A 19,372-nucleotide genomic window follows, 5' to 3' on the forward strand; every position below is an offset into this window, starting at 1 on the left:
CTCTATCCGCCTGCGCCTTACTTCTCGACGAAGGCACGCTCGATCAGGTAGTCACCCGGCTCGCGCATGCGCGGGGAGATCTTCAGGCCGAAGCTGTCCAGCACTTCGCTGGTCTCGTCGAGCATGCTCGGGCTGCCGCAGATCATCGCGCGGTCGTCTTGCGGGTTGATCGGCGGCAGGCCGATGTCGCTGAACAGCTTGCCGCTGCGCATCAGGTCGGTCAGACGGCCCTGGTTTTCGAACGGCTCGCGGGTCACGGTCGGGTAGTAGATCAGCTTGTCGCGAACCGACTCACCGAAGAACTCGTTCTGCGGCAGGTGCTCGGTGATGAACTCGCGGTAGGCCACTTCGTTCACGTAGCGCACGCCGTGCACCAGGATCACTTTTTCAAAGCGCTCGTAGGTTTCCGGGTCCTGGATGACGCTCATGAACGGCGCCAGGCCAGTGCCGGTGCTCAGCAGGTACAGGTGCTTGCCAGGATTCAGGTCGTCGAGTACCAGGGTGCCGGTAGGCTTCTTGCTGATAATGATCTCATCGCCTTCCTTCAGGTGCTGCAGCTGCGAGGTCAGCGGGCCGTCCGGCACCTTGATGCTGAAGAATTCAAGGTGCTCTTCCCAGTTTGGCGAAGCGATGGAGTAGGCACGCATGAGCGGACGGCCGTTGTCCTGCTGCAGGCCGATCATCACGAACTGACCGTTCTCGAAGCGCAGGCCCGGGTCGCGGGTGCACTTGAAGCTGAACAGGGTGTCGTTCCAGTGGTGCACACTGAGGACACGTTCGTGGTTCATGTTGCTCATCGATGGGGCTCCTGAAGAAAAACGCGCGCGTAAAGCGCACAGTTGCGCAATAGTTTAGGGGCAGCGACAATATCTGTTAACTGGATTATCAAGATATGTGTTATCGGTTATATCGATATGCGATTCACACTCCGTCAAATGCAAGTCTTCGTCGCCGTCGCCCAGCACCAAAGCGTCTCTCGGGCCGCCAGCCTGTTGGCGCTGTCGCAGTCGGCCGCCAGTACCTCTATCACGGAACTGGAGCGGCAATCGAGCTGCCAGCTGTTCGACCGTGCCGGCAAACGCCTGGCCCTCAATGCCCTGGGCCATCAATTGCTGCCACAAGCAGTAGCCCTGCTTGACCAGGCCAAGGAAATCGAAGACCTGCTCAACGGCAAATCCGGTTTCGGCTCGCTGGCGGTCGGCGCCACGCTCACCATCGGCAACTACCTGGCCACCCTGCTGATCGGCAACTACATGCAGACACACCCGGAAAGCCAGGTAAAACTGCATGTTCAAAATACTGCGCATATCGTGCAACAGGTCGCGCACTACGAAATTGATCTGGGTCTAATCGAAGGTGACTGCAATCACCCCGACCTGGAAGTTCAGCCGTGGGTCGAGGACGAACTGGTGGTGTTCTGTGCGCCACAGCACCCACTGGCGAAACTGGGCCGCGCCGATATCGAAAGCCTTTCGCAGGAGGCGTGGATCCTGCGCGAACAAGGCTCAGGCACGCGCCTGACCTTCGACCAGGCCATGCGCCATCACCGCGCCAACCTCAATATTCGCCTGGAGCTGGAGCACACCGAAGCGATCAAGCGCGCGGTGGAGTCGGGCCTGGGCATCGGTTGCATTTCACGCCTGGCCCTGCGCGACGCCTTCCGCCGTGGCAGCCTGGTACCTGTGGAAACACCGGAGCTGGACCTGCTGCGCCAGTTCTACTTCATCTGGCACAAACAGAAGTACCAGACCTCGGCCATGCGTGAGTTTCTCGAGCTATGTCGCAACTTCACTGCCGGCTTTACCCGCAGTGACGAGATCGTGCTGCCACCGATCGCTTAAAGCAGGATCACACCCCACACCAGCGCCACCATGGTCAGGGCCACCAGCTGTGCGGCGCTGCCCATGTCCTTGGCATTTTTCGACAACGGGTGGCGCTCCAGCGAAATGCGATCGATGGCCGCCTCCACCGCCGAGTTGAACAGCTCGACGATCAGCCCCAGCAGGCAGACGGCGATCATGATGGCCCGCTCGGCGCGGCTGACCGGCAGCCAGAAGGCGATCGGGATCAGCAGCACGTTGAGCAGCACCAGCTGGCGGAATGCGGCCTCGCCCTTGAAGGCTGCACGCAGGCCGTCCAGCGAGTAGCCAGCGGCGTTGAAGATGCGTTTGAGGCCGGTCTGGCCCTTGAATGGCGATGTCATCTGAGTCACTTCACAGCAGAAAGGCCAGCAGACTAGACCGGCTCGGGTCAAAAAAGCGTGAAGCCACACGCAGTCAGTTGCTGGCAACCGATTCAAGTTGTTGCAGCAGCAGTGCAGCCTGGGTCCGGGTACGCACGCCCAGTTTACGGAAGATCGCGGTCACGTGGGCCTTGATGGTCGCTTCCGACACGCTCAGCTCATAGGCGATCTGCTTGTTCAGCAAGCCTTCGCAGACCATGGTCAGTACGCGGAACTGCTGCGGCGTGAGGCTGGCCAAGCCTTCGCTGGCGGCCTTGGCCTCGGCCGAAACATCGACCTTTTCGAACGCCTGCGGCGGCCACCAGACCTCGCCATCAAGCACCTTGCGCACCGCATCCTGGATCACTTCCAGGGTGCTGGACTTGGGAATGAAACCACTGGCGCCGAACTCGCGGGACTTGACCACCACGGCGGCCTCTTCCTGCGCCGAAACCATCACCACGGGGATCTGCGGGTACTGCCCGCGGAGCAGCACCAGACCGGAAAAACCGTAGGCACCCGGCATGTTCAAGTCCAGCAGCACCAGGTCCCAGTCGGCTTTTTCGCTCAGGCGGGTTTCCAGTTCGGCAATGCTTGCGACTTCGACCAGACGCACATCGGAGCCAAGCCCGAGGGTAACGGCCTGGCGCAGGGCGCCACGGAACAGTGGGTGGTCATCGGCAATCAGGATTTCGTATGTGGCCATCGATCTAAGGATCCTGTTCTGTGCCAGGCACTCGAGTGGAAGGGAAGCGCCCGGCGGGGAATCGGCGCCAAGGAGGCCGAGCACGGTCAAGGGTGATCAAGCCAATCGCCCTGCCGTCTCGCCCGCCCTGGCTGCCAGCTCCGTCATTATGAACCAAAGCAGGGGTTGTGCCCCTTGGACTATAGGAAGGTATGCAAACGCTGGTGGGTGTCGTCCTGCTCGTCAAGCGGCAGCCGCCGCTTGCCGCTCAGGTAATGCAGGCTGAACACATCCAGATAGGCATCCAGCGCCTGCGAAGCCTGGCTATCGCCAGCAAGGTCCAGGCACATGGCCGCAACTTCTGCCGTACAGAAATGATCATCGCGCTTGGAGCGCCGCAGGCGGTAGCGCGACATCTGCTCGGCTTGCAGGCTCAACACCGGGAAGCGGTCCAGGTACGGGCTTTTGCGGAACATCTTGCGCGCTTCGGTCCAGGTGGCATCCAGCAGGATGAACAATGGACGCTTGCCCGGCTCACGCACCACCTCGCTGACCACCCGCTCCTGGGCAACGAACTCGCCCGGAAAAACGATATAGGGCTGCCAGCGCGGGTCATCGAGCAAGGCCAGCAGGCGCTCGTCAACCGCAGTACGCAACCAGCCGAAGGCCCAGGTGTCTTCAATCAGGTCGGCAATCAACCAGCCGGTGTTGGTGGGTTTCAGCGGCTCGGTGTCGTGCATCAGCAGGCACACACCTGCGTCAGCCTGCACCCTAGGCTTCCAGGCACACAGGCAATGGGTGGCGATGACCCGGCAATCCGGGCAACGCTCGGCACGCGAGCCACGGGCGATGAAAGGCTTGTTGCTGCGGGCCAGGCGTTCGGCGCGCAGACGCGCTACCGCATGGCTCATGCCGGCAGGCCTCTGGACAGATTGAAAATGGGCACAAGGATGACTCGGAGAAAACAAGGCGGCCAGTCTACCAGAACAGGTGGCAATTGCTGTGCAGCCGGCAATGCGCTCCTTATAATCGGGTTTCTACCGTGCCGGTCCTCGCCACGCGCAATTTTACGGAACGCCGTTGACCCGCGCATGTCAAAGCGCCAGTCATCGAACCAGGAGAGATTCATGCTGCGCCTTATCGCCCCCGCCCTGAGCCTGCTGCTCGCCCTGCCTCTGGCAGCACAGGCGGCATCCAAGCAGGATTACGACCTGAACACCCTGCTGCAGAAGGTCGCCAAAGAGAGCAGCGTCGGCACCCCACGCGCAATCAACGAGGACATTCTCGATCAGGGTTACACCGTTGAAGGCAAGGCACTGGTCAACCATCTGAGCGTACGCCAGAGCCACGCAGCGCGCATGCAGGCCAACCCTGAGCAGGTGCGCAGCCAGCTCGGCGACAGCGTGTGCCGCAACAACGGCTTTCGCAACCTGATGTCCAAGGGCGCCGTCATGGTCTACCGCTTCACGGTCTACAAGACCAACCAGCCAGTCATGGACCAGGCCTTCGACAACGCCAGCTGCGTGGCCGGCAACAAGAAGAAGTAAGCACAGCGTCAACGCTACGCCTTTTCGTCCTCATGAGCGCGCCAGCGCCCTTCAACGGCATCGGCGCGCATCTCCGCCAACAGCGCCTGCAAGTATCGCGACCGACACTCCAGCCCCGACAGCCTGCGGCGGCACTCGGCTTCAAGGCTCAGGTGATGCACCTGGGCCGCGTTCTCCAGCTGCTGGTAGAGCTGCCAGTCCACTTCGATGACCAAGCGATGCATACCGCCACCTCCTGCATCGACACGTTTCACTCTACCAGTTAACCAAACCCGTGCTGCCGATGGCCGCAGGCCGACAGGCGGCTGCGCCGAACACCTCGGCACGATCGGGCGCTAGGGTCTAGATTGAGGTCAGAGGTATTGGTGCAGAAGGAGACGTCGCATGCCTTACCATTCGAATGAACTGCTGTTCAGCCACTTCCGCGACAACAATATCGACCTGAGCAATATCGAAGCACAACTGCAACTGGTTGCCCCCAACAGCCCTAACCTGCCGCTCTACCGCGACATGATGCTGACCATCCTGCGCATGGCCCATGACGACAGCGACCGCTGGAGCGCCAAGATCACCCTGCAGGCCCTACGCGAACTGGACCAGTCGTTCCGCACCCTGCAGCGCTACAAGGGCCGACGCAAAGTGACCGTGTTCGGCTCGGCACGCACCCCGCTGGAGCATCCGATGTACGCCCTGGCCCGCGAGCTGGGCGCCACTCTGGCGCGCTCTGACCTGATGGTTATCACCGGCGCCGGCGGCGGCATCATGGCGGCTGCCCACGAAGGCGCCGGCAGCGAGCACAGCCTGGGTTTCAACATCACCTTACCCTTCGAACAACATGCCAACCCGACGGTGAACGGTACCGACAAACTACTACCGTTCCACTTTTTCTTCATTCGCAAGCTGTTCTTCGTCAAGGAGGCCGACGGCCTGGTGCTGTGCCCTGGCGGCTTCGGCACCCTGGATGAAGCGCTGGAGGTACTGACCTTGATCCAGACCGGCAAGAGCCCACTGGTACCGGTGGTGCTGCTGGATTCGCCGGGCGGCAGCTTCTGGCACGACTGCCTGGACTTCATCAGCCGCCAGTTGGAAGAAAACCGCTACATCCTGCCCAGCGACCTGAAGCTGGTGCGCCTGGTACACAGCGCTGACGAGGCGGTTGAAGAAATCAACCAGTTCTACAGCAACTACCACTCCAGCCGCTGGCTGAAGAGCCAGTTCGTGATCCGCATGCACCATGCGCTCAGCGAGGCGGCGTTGTATGACATTCAGGAAGGGTTTGCCGATTTGCGCCTGAGTGGCAAATATCACCAGCAAGCGGATAGCAGCGCCGAGCACGAAGTTGGCAATTACAGCCACCTGACCCGCCTGTCATTCGCCTTCAACGGCCGGGATCAGGGCCGCTTGCGTGAGCTGGTGGATTTCATCAACCTGCCGGAGAACTGGGCCAAGCCACAACCCATGCATACCACGCAGAGGGCCAGGCAGGCGCTGAAAGTGAGTTGATGCTTTTCTGTAACAGCTCGCGTGATACCTGCAGGATCAACCTTAGGCTGTCTGGTCCTGCACCCGATCGGTTGTTGTACGCAAACCGTCGTAGGAGCGGGTTTACCCGCGAAAGGGCCGGGCCTGCTGCCCAATTTCCCCGATCATTCACCGTCGCAGCCGCCACCGCATTCGCGGGTGAACCCGCTCCTACAATGGAATGGAGACAGCCTGGGGCATTTGGCAAAACAGATTATCCGCTACGGGCACGTGCCACTGTGGTTTCGAGCGTCAATAATCGTCGAGATCACGCCCGTTGAGCAGACGACCGATCATGTCCATAGGGAACCCACGGTAAGCCAGGAACCGGGTCTGCTGGGCGCGGCTGCGCGGATCTTGCGGGCGCTGCCCGGCAAACTTGCGCTGCCACACGTCTCGCATACGCTCGCCCCAATTTACCTCGCTTTCACGCAGGGCCTGGTCGATATCTGCACGCGCCAAACCACGCTGACATAGCTCTTCGCGAATACGCGCAGGGCCATAGCCAGAGCCGGAACGATAACGAATGAAACTCTCAAGGTAGCGGGCTTCACTAAGCAGCCCTTCTTCGGCGAGCCGATCGAGTTCAGGCTCGATCAGCTCGTCCGAAGCGCCGCGCTGACGCAACTTGCGCGTCAGCTCGACTCGACCGTGCTCACGTCGTGCGAGCAGGTCCATGGCTGTCCGCCGGATGGCGACGGGGGTGTCGAGTACGGCAGACATATTTGGCTATCTACTGCGCAATCAATAACCGGCGTCAGCGTCGGCCATGTCATCGGCATCAGCTTCGGCAGCAGCAGCTTTGCCGGCTTCAGCAGCAGCACCCGCTTTCAGCAACTTTTCACGAATCTGCTTCTCGATCTCGGCACCAATAGCCGGGTTCTCAGCCAGGTACTTGGCAGCGTTGGCTTTGCCTTGACCGATCTTGTTGCCTTGGTAGGCGTACCAGGCGCCGGACTTCTCGACCAAGCCCTGAGATACCCCCAGATCAATGATCTCGCCGTTACGGTAGATACCTTTCCCGTAAAGAATCTGGAACTCAGCCTGACGGAACGGAGGCGAGACCTTGTTCTTGACGATCTTGACGCGGGTTTCGCTGCCGACCACTTCGTCGCCTTCCTTGACCGCGCCGGTACGGCGGATGTCCAGACGGACCGAAGCATAGAACTTCAGGGCGTTACCACCGGTAGTGGTTTCCGGGCTGCCGAACATCACACCGATCTTCATACGGATCTGGTTGATGAAGATGACCAGGCAGTTCGCGTTCTTGATGTTACCGGTGATCTTGCGCAGTGCCTGGGACATCAGGCGGGCCTGCAGACCCACATGCATGTCACCCATCTCGCCTTCGATCTCGGCCTTCGGTACCAGCGCGGCAACGGAGTCGACAATGATCACGTCGACCGCGTTGGAACGCACCAGCATGTCGGTGATTTCAAGGGCCTGCTCACCGGTGTCCGGCTGCGAAACCAGCAGGTCATCGACGTTGACGCCCAGCTTGCCGGCGTACTCAGGGTCAAGGGCATGTTCGGCGTCGACGAAGGCGCAGGTAGCACCGTTCTTCTGCGCTTCAGCGATGACAGACAGGGTGAGCGTGGTCTTACCCGACGATTCCGGGCCGTAGATCTCGACGATACGGCCTTTTGGCAGACCGCCGATGCCCAGTGCGATATCCAAGCCCAGCGAGCCGGTGGAGATGGCCGGAATGCCTTGACGCTCATGGTCACCCATGCGCATGACCGCGCCTTTACCGAATTGGCGTTCGATCTGACCCAGGGCCGCAGCCAAGGCGCGCTTCTTGTTGTCGTCCATTGAAATCCTCACGTGTTCGACTTGGCCCTGACGGCCGGAATACCTGTATAAGTAGCCAGTATTATTCCACAGGCAGACGCCCGCGCAAACCCCTGTCGTCGATTTACTCGGCACCAAGCTGTAACAAGCCGTCTAACGCGGCGATCACCGTCTGTCGGCGCACCGCCTCGCGGTCACCGTCGAACTGCCGACGTTCGCTGAACACCCGGTCGCCATCACCCCAGGCCAGCCACACAGTGCCCACTGGTTTGGCTGGCGAGCCGCCGTCCGGCCCGGCCACACCACTCACCGCCACGGCGAAGCGTGCGCCACTGGCGGCCTGAGCCCCACGGACCATGGCTTCGACCACTTCCTGGCTGACTGCCCCCACCTGACCGAACAACGCTTCAGGCACCCCCAGCTGGCGGGTTTTCTGTGCATTGGAATAGGTGACGTAACCGGCTTCGAACCAGGCCGAGCTGCCAGGTATGCGGGTGATGGCTTCGGCAATGCCACCACCGGTGCAGGATTCGGCGGTAGTCACCTGCGCATTGAATCGGCGCAGGTGCTCACCCAGGCGGGTGGCGAGCGTGGTGATCGGGTCCATGTGGGTGCTCCTTGAAGGCGGCTCTCTACCCTATCACCCTGGTTCGGGCTCTGGCTCAGGAAACTTTCAGGCTGGCCCGTGCGATTTCGCTGAACGCCAGTTCGTCACGCTGCCCAAGCCGCGGCAGCCCGTCAGGCCACTCCCGGCTCCAGTCGAAGCCGCCCAGCTTGCGCATGTCCTCGACCGCCGAACGCCACCAGACCACCTTGCACGCGCGCTGGTAGTCATCACCATTCATCACACTGCCGTAGAGCAACTTGCGGCCGATGCCACGCAGCTCCCGGGGTACATGCTTTAGGCTCCATTTCACCGAGAGCCGCGCCAGCCAAGAGGGCACCGGGCGATGCGCCGGCACCTTCAGGGCCAGACCTGGCATCTTCGAATGAAAATGCTCGCCATGCCGGGCAAAGAAGATTTCTAGAATGGCATGCACGTACTGCTTCATCGCAAAGTAATGGCTGATCACGCCGCGCGCCTCGTTGATCGGCGCGCCGTGCAATTCGAAGGAAAAGGCGATCTGCTCGATCGTATGCAAGTCACGAGCATACGGCGTCCAGTCGTCAATCCGGACAATGGCGCGCTCGGCGATGCCAACGTTGTCGCGGGTAAAGCCCATCACACCGCTGTTACACAGCCGCAGGTCATCGGCCGGTGCTTCGCCCGACTCCACAAGCCCCTCGATGAAGCAGCGGTAATAGCTGCTGCGAGAAGCCTCGGCCCAGCTCATTTCCACCTCGTCGACCAAGAATTGCCCGGAATCGACCTGGCTGAACAGCTTTTGCGGCGACTGCAGAAATACCGTATCGGTATCGATGAACACGGTCTTTTCCGCCCACTGCCCGGCCTGGGCAATGGCGCAGGCCTTGCGCCGATGGGTGTAGCCGCCGTCACCGGCCCAGGCCTGCAAGGTCTGCTCGTCCAGTGCGATCACTTCCACCGGCCAGCCGGCAAAAGCCTGTGGCTGGTCGGTAAGCACGCGGATCACCGGCAGCTCAGCCGGCTTGCAACGGGCCAGGGCGGTGAGGATGCTGAGTTTTGCCTCCAGCTGATAGATCCGGCGCTCGCCATAAAGGAGGTAGATCAACTGTTGCGTTACATAAGGGACAGGGCTGGACACATTCATCGTGGAGGTCACGGCTAGGGGCATTCGTCGAGGGGCGCGCATTCTAGAGGGTTACGCGGCGCAGCTCCACCATTGCCCGCCGGACTGCAGGCGCACGCCCCACAGCAGGCGCCTGCAACGCAACGAAAAAGCCTGTACCATTACGGGTTTACCATCGCCAACCAGATCCCCCCTGTAAGGCCCTGAATGTCAGATCTTTCCGCACACACCCCGATGATGCAGCAGTACTGGAAGCTGAAAAACCAGCACCCGGACCAGCTGATGTTCTACCGCATGGGCGACTTCTACGAGATCTTCTACGAAGATGCGAAAAAGGCCGCGAAACTGCTGGATATCACGCTGACCGCCCGCGGTCAGTCGGCCGGCCAGTCCATCCCCATGTGCGGGATTCCTTTCCATTCGCTGGAAGGCTACCTGGCCAAGCTGGTCAAGCTCGGCGAGTCGGTGGTGATCTGTGAGCAGATCGGCGACCCCGCCACCAGCAAGGGCCCGGTGGAGCGCCAGGTAGTGCGCATCATCACACCCGGTACGGTCAGTGACGAGGCACTGCTCGACGAGCGCCGCGATAACCTGATCGCCGCACTGCTCGGTGACGAACGCCTGTTCGGCCTGGCGGTACTGGACATCACCAGCGGCAATTTCAGCGTGCAGGAGATCAAGGGCTGGGAAAACCTGCTGGCCGAACTCGAGCGCCTGAACCCGGTCGAGCTGTTGATCCCCGACGACTGGCCACGGGACCTGCCTGCGGAGAAACGCCCAGGCGCCCGCCGCCGCGCCCCTTGGGACTTCGACCGCGACTCGGCACGCAAGGCCCTGTGCCAGCAGTTCGCAACCAAGGACCTCAAGGGCTTCGGCTGCGACAAGCTGACCCTGGCCATCGGTGCCGCCGGCTGCCTGCTGACCTACGCCAAGGAAACCCAGCGCACCGCCCTGCCGCACTTGCGTAGCCTGCGCCACGAGCGTCTGGACGATACGGTCATCCTCGATGGGGCCAGCCGGCGTAACCTGGAGCTGGACATCAACCTGGCCGGCGGGCGCGACAACACCCTGCAATCGGTGATCGACCGCTGCCAGACCGCCATGGCCAGCCGCCTGCTGAGCCGCTGGCTGAACCGCCCACTGCGCGACCTCAAGGTGCTGCAAGCACGCCAGGACTCGATCCGCTGCCTGCTCGACAGCTACCGCTTCGAAAAGCTGCAGCCGCAGTTGAAGGAAATTGGCGATATCGAGCGGATCCTCGCCCGGATTGGCCTGCGCAATGCCCGCCCGCGCGACCTGGCACGCCTGCGCGATGCGCTGGGCGCGTTGCCAGAACTGCAGAACGCGATGACCGAGCTCGAAGCGCCGCACCTGGCGCGTCTGGCGGCCATTACCGGTACCTATCCGGAGCTGGCCAGCCTGTTGGAGCGGGCGATCATCGATAACCCGCCGGCGGTGATCCGCGACGGCGGAGTACTGAAGGCCGGCTATGACAACGAACTGGACGAGCTGCTGGCAATCAGCGAGAACGCCGGTCAGTTCCTGATCGACCTGGAAGCCCGGGAAAAGGCTCGCACCGGCCTGGCCAACCTCAAGGTCGGCTACAACCGCGTACACGGCTACTTCATCGAACTGCCAACCAAGCAGGCCGAACAGGCCCCGGGCGACTACATCCGCCGCCAGACCCTCAAAGGCGCCGAGCGCTTCATCACCCCGGAGCTGAAGGCGTTCGAGGACAAGGCATTGTCGGCCAAGAGCCGCGCCCTGGCCCGCGAGAAGATGCTCTACGACGCGCTGCTGGAAACCCTGATCAGCCACTTGGCGCCGCTGCAGGACAGTGCCGCCGCGCTGGCCGAGCTGGATGTGCTCAGCAACTTGGCCGAGCGCGCACTGAACCTCGACCTGAACTGCCCACGCTTCGTCGACGAGCCTTGCCTGCGCATCGAGCAGGGCCGCCACCCGGTGGTGGAGCAGGTGCTGACCACGCCGTTCGTGGCCAACGACCTGGGCCTGGACAACAGTACGCGCATGCTGATCATCACCGGCCCGAACATGGGCGGTAAGTCGACATACATGCGCCAGACCGCCCTGATCGTGCTGCTGGCGCACATCGGCAGCTTCGTGCCGGCAGCCAGCTGCGAGCTGTCGCTGGTCGACCGCATCTTCACCCGCATCGGCTCCAGTGACGACCTGGCCGGCGGGCGCTCGACCTTCATGGTGGAGATGAGCGAAACCGCCAACATCCTGCACAACGCCACCGACCGCAGCCTGGTGCTGATGGACGAAGTGGGCCGCGGTACCAGCACCTTCGACGGCCTGTCGCTGGCCTGGGCTGCCGCTGAGCGCCTGGCCCAGCTGCGTGCCTACACCTTGTTCGCCACCCACTACTTCGAACTGACCGTGCTGCCGGAGAGCGAGCCGCTGGTGGCCAACGTGCACCTGAACGCCACCGAGCACAATGAACGCATCGTGTTCCTGCACCACGTGCTACCCGGCCCTGCCAGCCAAAGCTACGGCCTGGCCGTCGCACAGCTGGCCGGCGTACCGACGGCAGTGATCCAGCGTGCCCGCGAGCACCTTGGCCGGCTGGAAACCACCAGCCTGCCCCATGAGCAGCCTGCGGCCCACAAGGCCAAGGACGCGCCGCAAGTGCCGCATCAGAGCGACTTGTTTGCCAGCCTGCCTCATCCAGCCATCGAGAAGCTGGGCAAGCTGCAACTGGACGACATGACCCCGCGTCAAGCTATCGAAATGCTATATCAACTAAAGAACCTGTTATAACGGCGCCCATTACAAGCTGGTAGAATCCGCCGCGGTTTGCTGGTGCTGCAGGTTATTAGCCTGGCCTGCAGCCACATACCCGTAAACCGCGCGGCCCTGAGAGGAAGGGCCGCCGCCGTCGCCTGAGGAGAGAATTAGAAATGACCTTCGTCGTCACCGACAACTGCATCAAATGCAAATACACCGACTGCGTGGAAGTCTGTCCGGTGGACTGCTTCTACGAAGGCCCGAACTTCCTGGTCATCCACCCGGACGAGTGCATCGACTGCGCCTTGTGCGAGCCGGAGTGCCCAGCGCAAGCCATCTTCTCGGAAGACGAAGTGCCTTCGGGCATGGAAAACTTCATCGAGCTGAACGCCGAGCTGGCGGAAATCTGGCCTAATATCACCGAGCGTAAGGACGCCCTGCCGGACGCTGAAGAATGGGATGGCAAGCCTGGCAAGATTGCCGACCTGGAGCGCTGATAGCGCCCAGACGCGAAAAAGGCCCTTCGGGGCCTTTTTTGTTTTCCTACGGGCAAAAAAAGGGGCGGTTTGACCCGCCCACATTTTTTTCCGTAGTCCCTGCTTGTCCCAAACATCATCCTGATGAAATCGCTTCTTGCGACGTCCTTGGCCTTCATCCTGAAAGCCTGTGCATGTCCCTGTGCACAGTTCGAATACTAGCGGGTTCAGCCCGGCGAGCAAGCGATGGACCTTGCAAGGTATTTCCGCGGACACATTTATTCACCGGTGAATAAACCATGCTTTTCAATGGGTTGTAAAAATGCAGCCTTTGGAAACGACTTTGATTTACTGAAGGTTGCATGGAAAGCTTACACAACGAGTAAGCAAAGGCTTACACGCGGTGTTACTGGGGTGGCGCGGTACACATTTGATATGTGCCTTGCCTGGCAGAGTCTGGGCGCCATGCGCCCCGGCAATCTGAAGGGAAACTGGCTTTTCGCCACAAACAAAAACGCCCCGAGATCATCGGGGCGTCTTTTGTTACAGCGCTAGCTACTGGAACAATGACTCGCTGGACAGACCATTCTTTTCAAGGATCTCACGCAAGCGCTTGAGCCCTTCCACCTGGATTTGCCGCACGCGTTCACGGGTAAGGCCGATCTCCAGCCCAACATCCTCCAGGGTACTGCTTTCATGGCCGCGAAGGCCAAAGCGGCGTACAACCACTTCACGCTGCTTGTCGGTCAACTCGCCCAGCCACTGATCGATGCTCTGCGACAGGTCGTCATCCTGTAGCAGTTCGCACGGGTCGGTCGGGCGGTCGTCGGTCAGGGTATCAAGCAGGGTCTTGTCCGAATCCGGTCCAAGCGACACGTCTACCGAAGACACCCGCTCGTTCAGGCCGAGCATACGCTTGACCTCGGCGACCGGCTTTTCCAGCAAGGTGGCGATTTCTTCTGGCGAGGGCTCGTGGTCGAGTTTCTGCGTCAGCTCGCGCGCGGCGCGCAGGTACACGTTCAGTTCCTTGACCACGTGGATCGGCAGGCGAATGGTGCGGGTCTGGTTCATGATCGCCCGTTCGATGGTCTGGCGAATCCACCAGGTCGCATAGGTCGAAAAACGGAAACCACGCTCCGGGTCGAACTTTTCGACCGCACGGATCAGCCCCAGGTTGCCCTCCTCGATCAGGTCGAGCAACGACAGGCCACGGTTCACGTATCGACGGGCAATTTTGACAACCAGGCGCAGGTTGCTTTCGATCATGCGCTTGCGGCCGGCAGGGTCACCCTTTTGCGACAAGCGCGCAAAATGCACTTCTTCTTCCGGCGAAAGCAGCGGCGAGAAACCAATCTCGTTGAGGTACAGCTGGGTGGCATCGAGCGCCCTGCTGTAATCGATGTACTTGTGTTGCTTGAGCGAAGAGCCCGATTTGGCCCTCGTCCGAACCGAAGATACAGCAGGTTCGTCTGACACCACATCCGTTTCCAAAACGATACCCGTCTCCATCAGGAGGACGTCATCGTCGATGTCAAACTCCGGCACTTCTTTACTGAGAGCCATTGTTATAATCCTTTGCTGAGTTCGAACTCAGACTCGAGCGGCACCTTTCTCCCTGGCAGCGCTTGAGCCTGTCCCCACTACATCACAGGAACAGGCTGGGTACAACGGTCAACGACGTGGCAGGAACTGGAGTGGATCGACGGGTTTGCCCTGGCGGCGAATCTCGAAATGCAGCTTCACCCGATCTGTGCCCGTAGACCCCATTTCAGCAATCGACTGCCCTGCCTTGACCTGCTGCCCCTCCCGAACCAACAGCCTGCGGTTATGACCGTAGGCACTGACGTAGGTGTCGCTGTGCTTGATGATGATCAGCTCGCCGTAGCCCCTCAAACCACTCCCGGCATAAACCACCGCACCATCAGACGCAGCAAAAACAGGCTGTCCCAAATCACCGGCGATATCAATGCCTTTATTCAAACTACCGTTTGAAGCGAATTTTCCAATCAGTACACCGTTGGCAGGCCAGGTCCAACCACCTACCGCGCGCTCTGCAGCTGGTACGGTAGCGACCACAGGGGCAGGGGCGGAAGGCGCCGCCGTGGCCGGTTTGCTGGTACTGGCAGGCGCCGTGGCAGTGCTGCCCACAGGCCGCCGCGTGACCGTGGTGCGGCTTGACGAGGACGGGCTGGACACCACCGTGGTGCGGCTGCTGGAACCGCTGCTGAAACGAATCGCTTGGCCCGGGCGGATGGTATAAGGCGCCTGAATGCCGTTGCGTGCAGCCAGCTCCTTGTAGTCCCAGCCATAACGGAAGGCGATGGAGAACAGGGTGTCGCCTGGCTTGACGATGTATTGCCCAGAAGTCACCGCCGGGCGCTTGGGCACGGTGCTGTTGCGGTCGACCACCCGCGCGCTGTTGCTGCTGGTGCTTGAGCAACCCACCAGAAGCGTGCCAATGGCCAATGCAATCACCAGAAGCTTGAAACCCGACCCGTCCTTGCGCTGCCGAATGACTGTGTGACCCACCCGCGCTCCCCTCATGGTGCCGAAAATCGATATGAAGACAAGAAATGCAATATTGTTGCAATTATAACCAAGCCAGCCGGTAATGGCAGACGGGTACGAAAGACGGGCAAAAAACCCCGGTGCACGCTGTGCGTTAGCGCTTCGCACCGCCTGATAGACAGGGCGAAGTGACAAGAATTCGCCACCGGCACAAAAATACACCGCGCCTCATGCCCGCACAGCTCAGATCAACAGGCCTCAGGCCAGGGGACCGTTGAGCAGCGGCACGAAACGCACAGCCCCCAGTACGCGACGGGAGAATCCATGCTCTTCGCGCACGATCAGCATCAGTTGCTGCGCTTCGCCGGCCGGCCCTACCGGGATGACCATGCGCCCACCGGGTGCCAGTTGATCGAGCAGTGCCTGTGGCACTTCCGGCGCCACGGCGGTAACGATGATGCCGTTGTACGGCGCAAGCGCCGGCCACCCCTCACAACCGTCACCCCAGCGGAAAACCACGTTGCGCAGGTTAAGCTCCACCAAGCGCTCTTTGGCCCGGTCCTGCAGTACTTTGATGCGCTCTACCGAAAACACCCGCTCGACCAGCTGGGCCAGGATCGCCGTCTGGTAGCCCGAACCGGTGCCAATCTCCAGCACCTTGTCCAGCGGCCCGGCCTCGAGCAACAACTCGCTCATGTGAGCAACCATGAACGGCTGGGAGATGGTCTGGTTGTGGCCGATCGGCAGCGCGGTGTCTTCGTAAGCCCGATGCGCCAGTGCCTCGTCGACGAACAGGTGGCGCGGCGTACGACGGATCACGTCGAGCACCTTGGTGTTCGAAACCCCCTCTTCGCACAAGCGCTGGATCAGCCGCTCCCGGGTACGCTGAGAGGTCATGCCGATACCACGCCGCAGCATATCGTCCTCGCGCATCAGAGCAGGCCCTCCAGCCATCCATCGAGCTGCTCGAAGGCATCATTGAAGGTGCGGTCGAGCTGCAACGGGGTAATCGATACGTAGCCTTGCATCACCGCGTGGAAGTCGGTGCCCGGGCCGCCGTCCTCGGCATCACCGGCCACGGCAATCCAGTAGCCTTCCTTGCCACGCGGGTTGACCACCTTGGTGGGCGCCGCCGCCCGCGCCCGGTGACCGAGACGGGTGAGCTGGATGCCACGGATGTGCTCCAGCGGCAAGTTGGGAATATTGACGTTGAGTACGGTGCGTGGCGGCAATACCAGGCGCGACTGTGCCTCGACCAGACGACGGGCAATATAGGCCGCAGTCGGCAGGTTGTCCGGCTGGCGCGACAACAGCGAGAACGCCAGCGAGGTACCGCCGAGGAAGCGGCCTTCCAGCGCCGCAGCGACCGTTCCCGAATACAGCACGTCATCGCCCAGGTTGGCACCGAGGTTGATCCCCGACACGACCATGTCCGGCATCTGCGGCAACAGCCCATTGAGCCCCAGGTGCACGCAGTCGGTCGGCGTGCCGTTGAGGCTGATGAAGCCATTGGCCAAGGTCTGCGGATGCAGTGGCCGGTCCAGCGTCAGCGAACTGCTGGCGCCGCTCTTGTCTTGATCCGGGGCGATCACCGCGCACTCGGCATAATCTGCCAGCGCAGCGTGCAGCGCGGCGATGCCAGGTGCGGTAACACCGTCGTCATTCGAAATCAGAATACGCATGGGCTGTCCGTCTGCCCTGCCGACACCAGATCCACGACTTCACGCACCACCACGGTGGCGAAGCATCCGGCCGGCAGGACGAATTCCAGTTGCAGGATATCAGGCTCGGGATAATGCCACGTCAGGCCGCCAATAGGGAGCCGCAGAATTCGCCGTTCGTGATCCATGCCCGCCTGGGCCAGCCACTGGCAAAGTGCCGGCTGACGTGCGCCGATAGCGTTTTCCAGCTGCGCAGGCGCAGCGCCAGCAGGTGAAGCGCCCTCCCCCCACATCGGGCCGGTTGGATGCAAGTCGAGAATCGCCAGGCGCGGGTCGGCACATTCCGCCTCACCCGCCGGGAAGAAACTGCGGCTGTCGGTGAACGCCAGCAGGTCGCCGACCTGGGCTCGGGCCCAGCTACCGTCAGCCACACGCGCAGCCAGCAACTGATTGAACAGGTAGCTGCGCCCGGCCGAAAGCAGCCGCGAACGCACGTTGCGCTGTTCAGGCAAAGCCTTGCGCGCGGCCCAATCGAGGGCGTCATGGACGTTGCCACCCCCGTGCCCGAAGCGCTGGGTGCCGAAATAGTTGGGCACACCTTGCTGCCTGAGCTGCTCCAGGCGGGCATCCACCGCCTGGTGATCGGCAGCCAGGGCGGTCAGGCGCAAGGTGAACCCGTTGGCCGAATGCGCGCCGCGCTGCAGTTTGCGCTGGTGACGCACCTGTTTGAGCACACGCAGGCTGGCATCCTCGGCACGCGACAGATCCGGGTCGGCCTTGCCCGGCAGGTGCAGGCTGAACCACTGGCGGGTCAGCGCCTGGCGATCCTTCAGGCCGGCGTAGCTGATGCTGCGCACCGGCACGCCAGCGGCGCGGGCAAGGCGCCGGGCGGCTTCTTCAGTGTTCAGATCACGCTTCTCGACCCACAGCCACAGGTGCTCGCCTTGGCCCGATTGCGGTATATCCAGGACTTCGTCAACCTGAAAGTCTTCGGCAACCGCTTTGAGGACGGCGGTGCCCAGCGGTTCGCCCGATGCGCGCGGGCCCAGCAGTTCAAGTTCGGTCATGCTGGTAGCAGCAGGGCGACCGAATGCACGGCAATGCCCTCCTCGCGGCCGGTAAAGCCCAGCTTCTCCGTGGTGGTGGCCTTGACATTGACCTGGTCGAGCTCGACCTGCAGGTCTTCGGCAATCAGCTGGCGCATGGTTTCGATGTGTGGGGCCATTTTCGGTGCCTGGGCGACGATGGTGGCGTCAACGTTGCCGACCTTCCAGCCCTTGGCATTGACGATGGCGACCACATGGCGCAGCAGCGCGCGGCTGTCAGCACCCTTGAACTGCGGGTCAGTGTCAGGGAAGTGCTTGCCGATGTCGCCCAGCGCCGCAGCGCCAAGCAAGGCATCGCTCAGGGCGTGCAGCAGCACGTCACCGTCGGAGTGGGCCAGCAGGCCGTATTTGTGGGGGATACGCACCCCGCCCAGGGTAATGAAATCACCGTCACAGAAACGGTGCACATCGTAGCCGTGGCCAATACGCATAAGAAAACGCCCTGAATGAGTCAGGGCGTGATTCTACCTGCTTTGCAGGGGATTTGTGGGATTGGGGCTGCTGTGCAGCCCTTCGCGGGCACGCCCGCTCCCACAGGAGGCGTTAAACCCGCCCCAGTGCCACCGCATGATGGCGCAGGTGTTCCTCGATGAAGCTGGCAATGAAGTAGTAGCTATGGTCATAACCCGGCTGCATACGCAGGGTCATTTCATGGCCTCCTTTGCGTGCCGCCTGTTCCAGCGCTTCAGGCTTGAGTTGCTTCTCGAGGAAGTCGTCACGGTCGCCCTGGTCCACCAGCAACGGCGGGCATTGGCCAGCAGGGGTTTCGGCCAGCAGCACGCTGGCATCCCACTCACGCCAGCGTCCACGGTCTTCACCCAGGTAGCGGCTGAAGGCCTTCTCGCCCCACGGACAATCCATCGGATTGCTGATCGGCGAGAATGCCGACACCGAGCGGTAGCGCCCCGGATTGCGCAAGGCGCACACCAGCGCGCCATGCCCACCCATGGAGTGGCCGCTGATGCTGCGCTCGCCCGACGCCGGGAAGTGTGCCTCGATCAGGGCTGGCAACTCCTCCACCACGTAGTCGTGCATGCGGTAGTGCTGGGCCCAGGGTTGCTGGGTGGCGTTGAGGTAGAAGCCAGCACCCAGGCCGAAGTCCCAGGCGCCGTCCGGATCGCCCGGCACCTGCTCGCCGCGCGGGCTGGTATCAGGGGCAACGATGATCAGCCCCAGCTCGGCGGCCAGACGCTGGGCGCCGGCCTTCTGCATGAAGTTCTCGTCGGTGCAGGTGAGGCCGCTGAGCCAGTAAAGCACCGGCAGCTTTTCGCCCTGCTCGGCCTGCGGTGGCAGGTACACAGCGAACACCATATCGCAACCCAGCACCTTGGAATGATGCCGGTAACGCTTGTGCCAGCCGCCGAAGCTCTTCTGGCAGGAGATGTTATCCAGGCTCATG

21 protein-coding genes are annotated in these 19,372 nt (G+C 61.8%); 5 read left to right on the plus strand and 16 right to left on the minus strand.

Translation table 11 applies throughout. The annotated features are described in order from the left end of the window. Positions 1–17 precede the first annotated feature (17 nt). On the minus strand, positions 18–797 hold the full coding sequence (gene fpr, locus QYE47_RS21245; RefSeq protein WP_003252381.1) for a ferredoxin-NADP reductase: 780 nt from the start codon (positions 795–797) through the stop codon (positions 18–20). A 117-nt stretch (positions 798–914) separates the two neighbouring features. Here fpr and finR point away from each other — a divergent pair, with 117 nt between their 5' ends. Further along, entirely contained in the window at positions 915–1,841 is a 927-nt protein-coding gene (gene finR / locus QYE47_RS21250) for a LysR family transcriptional regulator FinR (RefSeq protein ID WP_003252379.1), read from the plus strand. Here the strand turns inward: finR and QYE47_RS21255 are convergent. The 3 genes from QYE47_RS21255 to QYE47_RS21265 all read right to left on the minus strand — a co-directional run bounded on the left by QYE47_RS21255 (position 1,838) and on the right by QYE47_RS21265 (position 3,817). Then, a complete protein-coding gene (locus QYE47_RS21255; RefSeq protein WP_010952700.1) occupies positions 1,838–2,203 on the minus strand; it encodes a diacylglycerol kinase in 366 nt (121 codons plus the stop codon). The two genes, finR and QYE47_RS21255, sit on opposite strands and share 4 nt — an antisense overlap. Positions 2,204–2,276: 73 nt before the next feature. After that, a complete protein-coding gene (gene erdR, locus QYE47_RS21260; RefSeq protein WP_010952699.1) occupies positions 2,277–2,927 on the minus strand; it encodes a response regulator transcription factor ErdR in 651 nt (216 codons plus the stop codon). Positions 2,928–3,106: 179 nt separating this feature from the next. Next, positions 3,107–3,817, minus strand: coding sequence for a tRNA-uridine aminocarboxypropyltransferase (locus tag QYE47_RS21265; protein ID WP_004574842.1), 711 nt, complete (start codon positions 3,815–3,817; stop codon positions 3,107–3,109). 216 nt (positions 3,818–4,033) lie between these two features. Here QYE47_RS21265 and QYE47_RS21270 point away from each other — a divergent pair, with 216 nt between their 5' ends. Continuing rightward, positions 4,034–4,453 (plus strand): quorum-sensing-regulated virulence factor family protein, encoded by a 420-nt coding sequence (locus QYE47_RS21270; protein ID WP_003252372.1) that lies wholly within the window; start codon positions 4,034–4,036, stop codon positions 4,451–4,453. 14 nt (positions 4,454–4,467) lie between these two features. Here QYE47_RS21270 and QYE47_RS21275 read toward each other — a convergent pair whose 3' ends face one another. Beyond that, a complete protein-coding gene (locus QYE47_RS21275) occupies positions 4,468–4,677 on the minus strand; it encodes a hypothetical protein (protein ID WP_012053470.1) in 210 nt (69 codons plus the stop codon). A 160-nt stretch (positions 4,678–4,837) separates the two neighbouring features. Between QYE47_RS21275 and QYE47_RS21280 the strand changes: the two genes are divergently transcribed. Further along, the gene (locus tag QYE47_RS21280) at positions 4,838–5,956 is read left to right on the plus strand and encodes an LOG family protein (protein ID WP_019436650.1); all 1,119 of its coding nucleotides are present in this window, start codon (positions 4,838–4,840) and stop codon (positions 5,954–5,956) included. Positions 5,957–6,226: 270 nt separating this feature from the next. Here QYE47_RS21280 and recX read toward each other — a convergent pair whose 3' ends face one another. From recX to QYE47_RS21300, 4 genes are all read right to left on the minus strand, one after another. Continuing rightward, entirely contained in the window at positions 6,227–6,697 is a 471-nt protein-coding gene (gene recX, locus QYE47_RS21285) for a recombination regulator RecX (protein WP_019436651.1), read from the minus strand. A 21-nt stretch (positions 6,698–6,718) separates the two neighbouring features. Beyond that, positions 6,719–7,786 (minus strand): recombinase RecA, encoded by a 1,068-nt coding sequence (gene recA, locus QYE47_RS21290; RefSeq protein ID WP_003252365.1) that lies wholly within the window; start codon positions 7,784–7,786, stop codon positions 6,719–6,721. A gap of 103 nt (positions 7,787–7,889) precedes the next feature. Beyond that, entirely contained in the window at positions 7,890–8,372 is a 483-nt protein-coding gene (locus QYE47_RS21295) for a CinA family protein (protein ID WP_010952695.1), read from the minus strand. 55 nt (positions 8,373–8,427) lie between these two features. Beyond that, positions 8,428–9,495, minus strand: a complete 1,068-nt coding sequence (locus QYE47_RS21300) for a hypothetical protein (protein WP_014592125.1) — start codon at positions 9,493–9,495, stop codon at positions 8,428–8,430. Between the two features lie 186 nt (positions 9,496–9,681). Here QYE47_RS21300 and mutS point away from each other — a divergent pair, with 186 nt between their 5' ends. Together mutS and fdxA are read left to right on the plus strand one after the other, a co-directional pair. Next, complete coding sequence (gene mutS, locus QYE47_RS21305; protein ID WP_010952693.1) at positions 9,682–12,255, plus strand: DNA mismatch repair protein MutS; 2,574 nt, start codon at positions 9,682–9,684, stop codon at positions 12,253–12,255. A gap of 140 nt (positions 12,256–12,395) precedes the next feature. Next, a complete protein-coding gene (gene fdxA / locus QYE47_RS21310; protein WP_003252355.1) occupies positions 12,396–12,719 on the plus strand; it encodes a ferredoxin FdxA in 324 nt (107 codons plus the stop codon). A gap of 534 nt (positions 12,720–13,253) precedes the next feature. Here the strand turns inward: fdxA and rpoS are convergent. The 7 genes from rpoS to fghA form a co-directional block, all read right to left on the minus strand. Further along, positions 13,254–14,261 (minus strand): RNA polymerase sigma factor RpoS, encoded by a 1,008-nt coding sequence (gene rpoS, locus QYE47_RS21315; protein ID WP_003252351.1) that lies wholly within the window; start codon positions 14,259–14,261, stop codon positions 13,254–13,256. A gap of 108 nt (positions 14,262–14,369) precedes the next feature. Further along, positions 14,370–15,227: a peptidoglycan DD-metalloendopeptidase family protein gene (locus QYE47_RS21320; protein WP_041167066.1), complete on the minus strand. Its 858-nt coding sequence runs from the start codon at positions 15,225–15,227 to the stop codon at positions 14,370–14,372. Between the two features lie 237 nt (positions 15,228–15,464). Further along, on the minus strand, positions 15,465–16,103 hold the full coding sequence (locus QYE47_RS21325) for a protein-L-isoaspartate(D-aspartate) O-methyltransferase (RefSeq protein WP_003252348.1): 639 nt from the start codon (positions 16,101–16,103) through the stop codon (positions 15,465–15,467). A gap of 35 nt (positions 16,104–16,138) precedes the next feature. Further along, entirely contained in the window at positions 16,139–16,888 is a 750-nt protein-coding gene (surE, locus tag QYE47_RS21330) for a 5'/3'-nucleotidase SurE (protein WP_010952690.1), read from the minus strand. Then, complete coding sequence (truD, locus tag QYE47_RS21335; protein ID WP_070384289.1) at positions 16,876–17,934, minus strand: tRNA pseudouridine(13) synthase TruD; 1,059 nt, start codon at positions 17,932–17,934, stop codon at positions 16,876–16,878. Before truD ends, surE begins: the two co-directional genes overlap by 13 nt. Beyond that, entirely contained in the window at positions 17,931–18,404 is a 474-nt protein-coding gene (gene ispF / locus QYE47_RS21340; protein ID WP_014592129.1) for a 2-C-methyl-D-erythritol 2,4-cyclodiphosphate synthase, read from the minus strand. Before ispF ends, truD begins: the two co-directional genes overlap by 4 nt. Before the next feature lie 112 nt (positions 18,405–18,516). Beyond that, positions 18,517–19,371, minus strand: a complete 855-nt coding sequence (gene fghA, locus QYE47_RS21345; protein WP_014592130.1) for an S-formylglutathione hydrolase — start codon at positions 19,369–19,371, stop codon at positions 18,517–18,519. Between the last annotated feature and the right edge of the window lies 1 nt (position 19,372).

It is taken from the genome of Pseudomonas sp. 2,4-D, assembly GCF_030418155.1.
Taxonomy (GTDB): domain Bacteria; phylum Pseudomonadota; class Gammaproteobacteria; order Pseudomonadales; family Pseudomonadaceae; genus Aquipseudomonas; species Aquipseudomonas alloputida.

Bases quoted from the DNA above. Each gene is read 5' to 3' on its own strand.
- QYE47_RS21265 (WP_004574842.1), bottom strand. From the start codon at position 3,817: ATGAGCCATGCGGTAGCGCGTCTGCGCGCCGAACGCCTGGCCCGCAGC.
- finR (WP_003252379.1), top strand. From the start codon at position 915: ATGCGATTCACACTCCGTCAAATGCAAGTCTTCGTCGCCGTCGCCCAG.
- surE (WP_010952690.1), bottom strand. From the start codon at position 16,888: ATGCGTATTCTGATTTCGAATGACGACGGTGTTACCGCACCTGGCATC.
- erdR (WP_010952699.1), bottom strand. From the start codon at position 2,927: ATGGCCACATACGAAATCCTGATTGCCGATGACCACCCACTGTTCCGT.
- fghA (WP_014592130.1), bottom strand. From the start codon at position 19,371: ATGAGCCTGGATAACATCTCCTGCCAGAAGAGCTTCGGCGGCTGGCAC.
- truD (WP_070384289.1), bottom strand. From the start codon at position 17,934: ATGACCGAACTTGAACTGCTGGGCCCGCGCGCATCGGGCGAACCGCTG.
- QYE47_RS21300 (WP_014592125.1), bottom strand. From the start codon at position 9,495: ATGAATGTGTCCAGCCCTGTCCCTTATGTAACGCAACAGTTGATCTAC.
- fpr (WP_003252381.1), bottom strand. From the start codon at position 797: ATGAGCAACATGAACCACGAACGTGTCCTCAGTGTGCACCACTGGAAC.
- fdxA (WP_003252355.1), top strand. From the start codon at position 12,396: ATGACCTTCGTCGTCACCGACAACTGCATCAAATGCAAATACACCGAC.
- QYE47_RS21295 (WP_010952695.1), bottom strand. From the start codon at position 8,372: ATGGACCCGATCACCACGCTCGCCACCCGCCTGGGTGAGCACCTGCGC.
- QYE47_RS21280 (WP_019436650.1), top strand. From the start codon at position 4,838: ATGCCTTACCATTCGAATGAACTGCTGTTCAGCCACTTCCGCGACAAC.
- QYE47_RS21275 (WP_012053470.1), bottom strand. From the start codon at position 4,677: ATGCATCGCTTGGTCATCGAAGTGGACTGGCAGCTCTACCAGCAGCTG.
- QYE47_RS21270 (WP_003252372.1), top strand. From the start codon at position 4,034: ATGCTGCGCCTTATCGCCCCCGCCCTGAGCCTGCTGCTCGCCCTGCCT.
- ispF (WP_014592129.1), bottom strand. From the start codon at position 18,404: ATGCGTATTGGCCACGGCTACGATGTGCACCGTTTCTGTGACGGTGAT.
- mutS (WP_010952693.1), top strand. From the start codon at position 9,682: ATGTCAGATCTTTCCGCACACACCCCGATGATGCAGCAGTACTGGAAG.
- recA (WP_003252365.1), bottom strand. From the start codon at position 7,786: ATGGACGACAACAAGAAGCGCGCCTTGGCTGCGGCCCTGGGTCAGATC.
- rpoS (WP_003252351.1), bottom strand. From the start codon at position 14,261: ATGGCTCTCAGTAAAGAAGTGCCGGAGTTTGACATCGACGATGACGTC.
- recX (WP_019436651.1), bottom strand. From the start codon at position 6,697: ATGTCTGCCGTACTCGACACCCCCGTCGCCATCCGGCGGACAGCCATG.
- QYE47_RS21325 (WP_003252348.1), bottom strand. From the start codon at position 16,103: ATGACCTCTCAGCGTACCCGGGAGCGGCTGATCCAGCGCTTGTGCGAA.
- QYE47_RS21255 (WP_010952700.1), bottom strand. From the start codon at position 2,203: ATGACATCGCCATTCAAGGGCCAGACCGGCCTCAAACGCATCTTCAAC.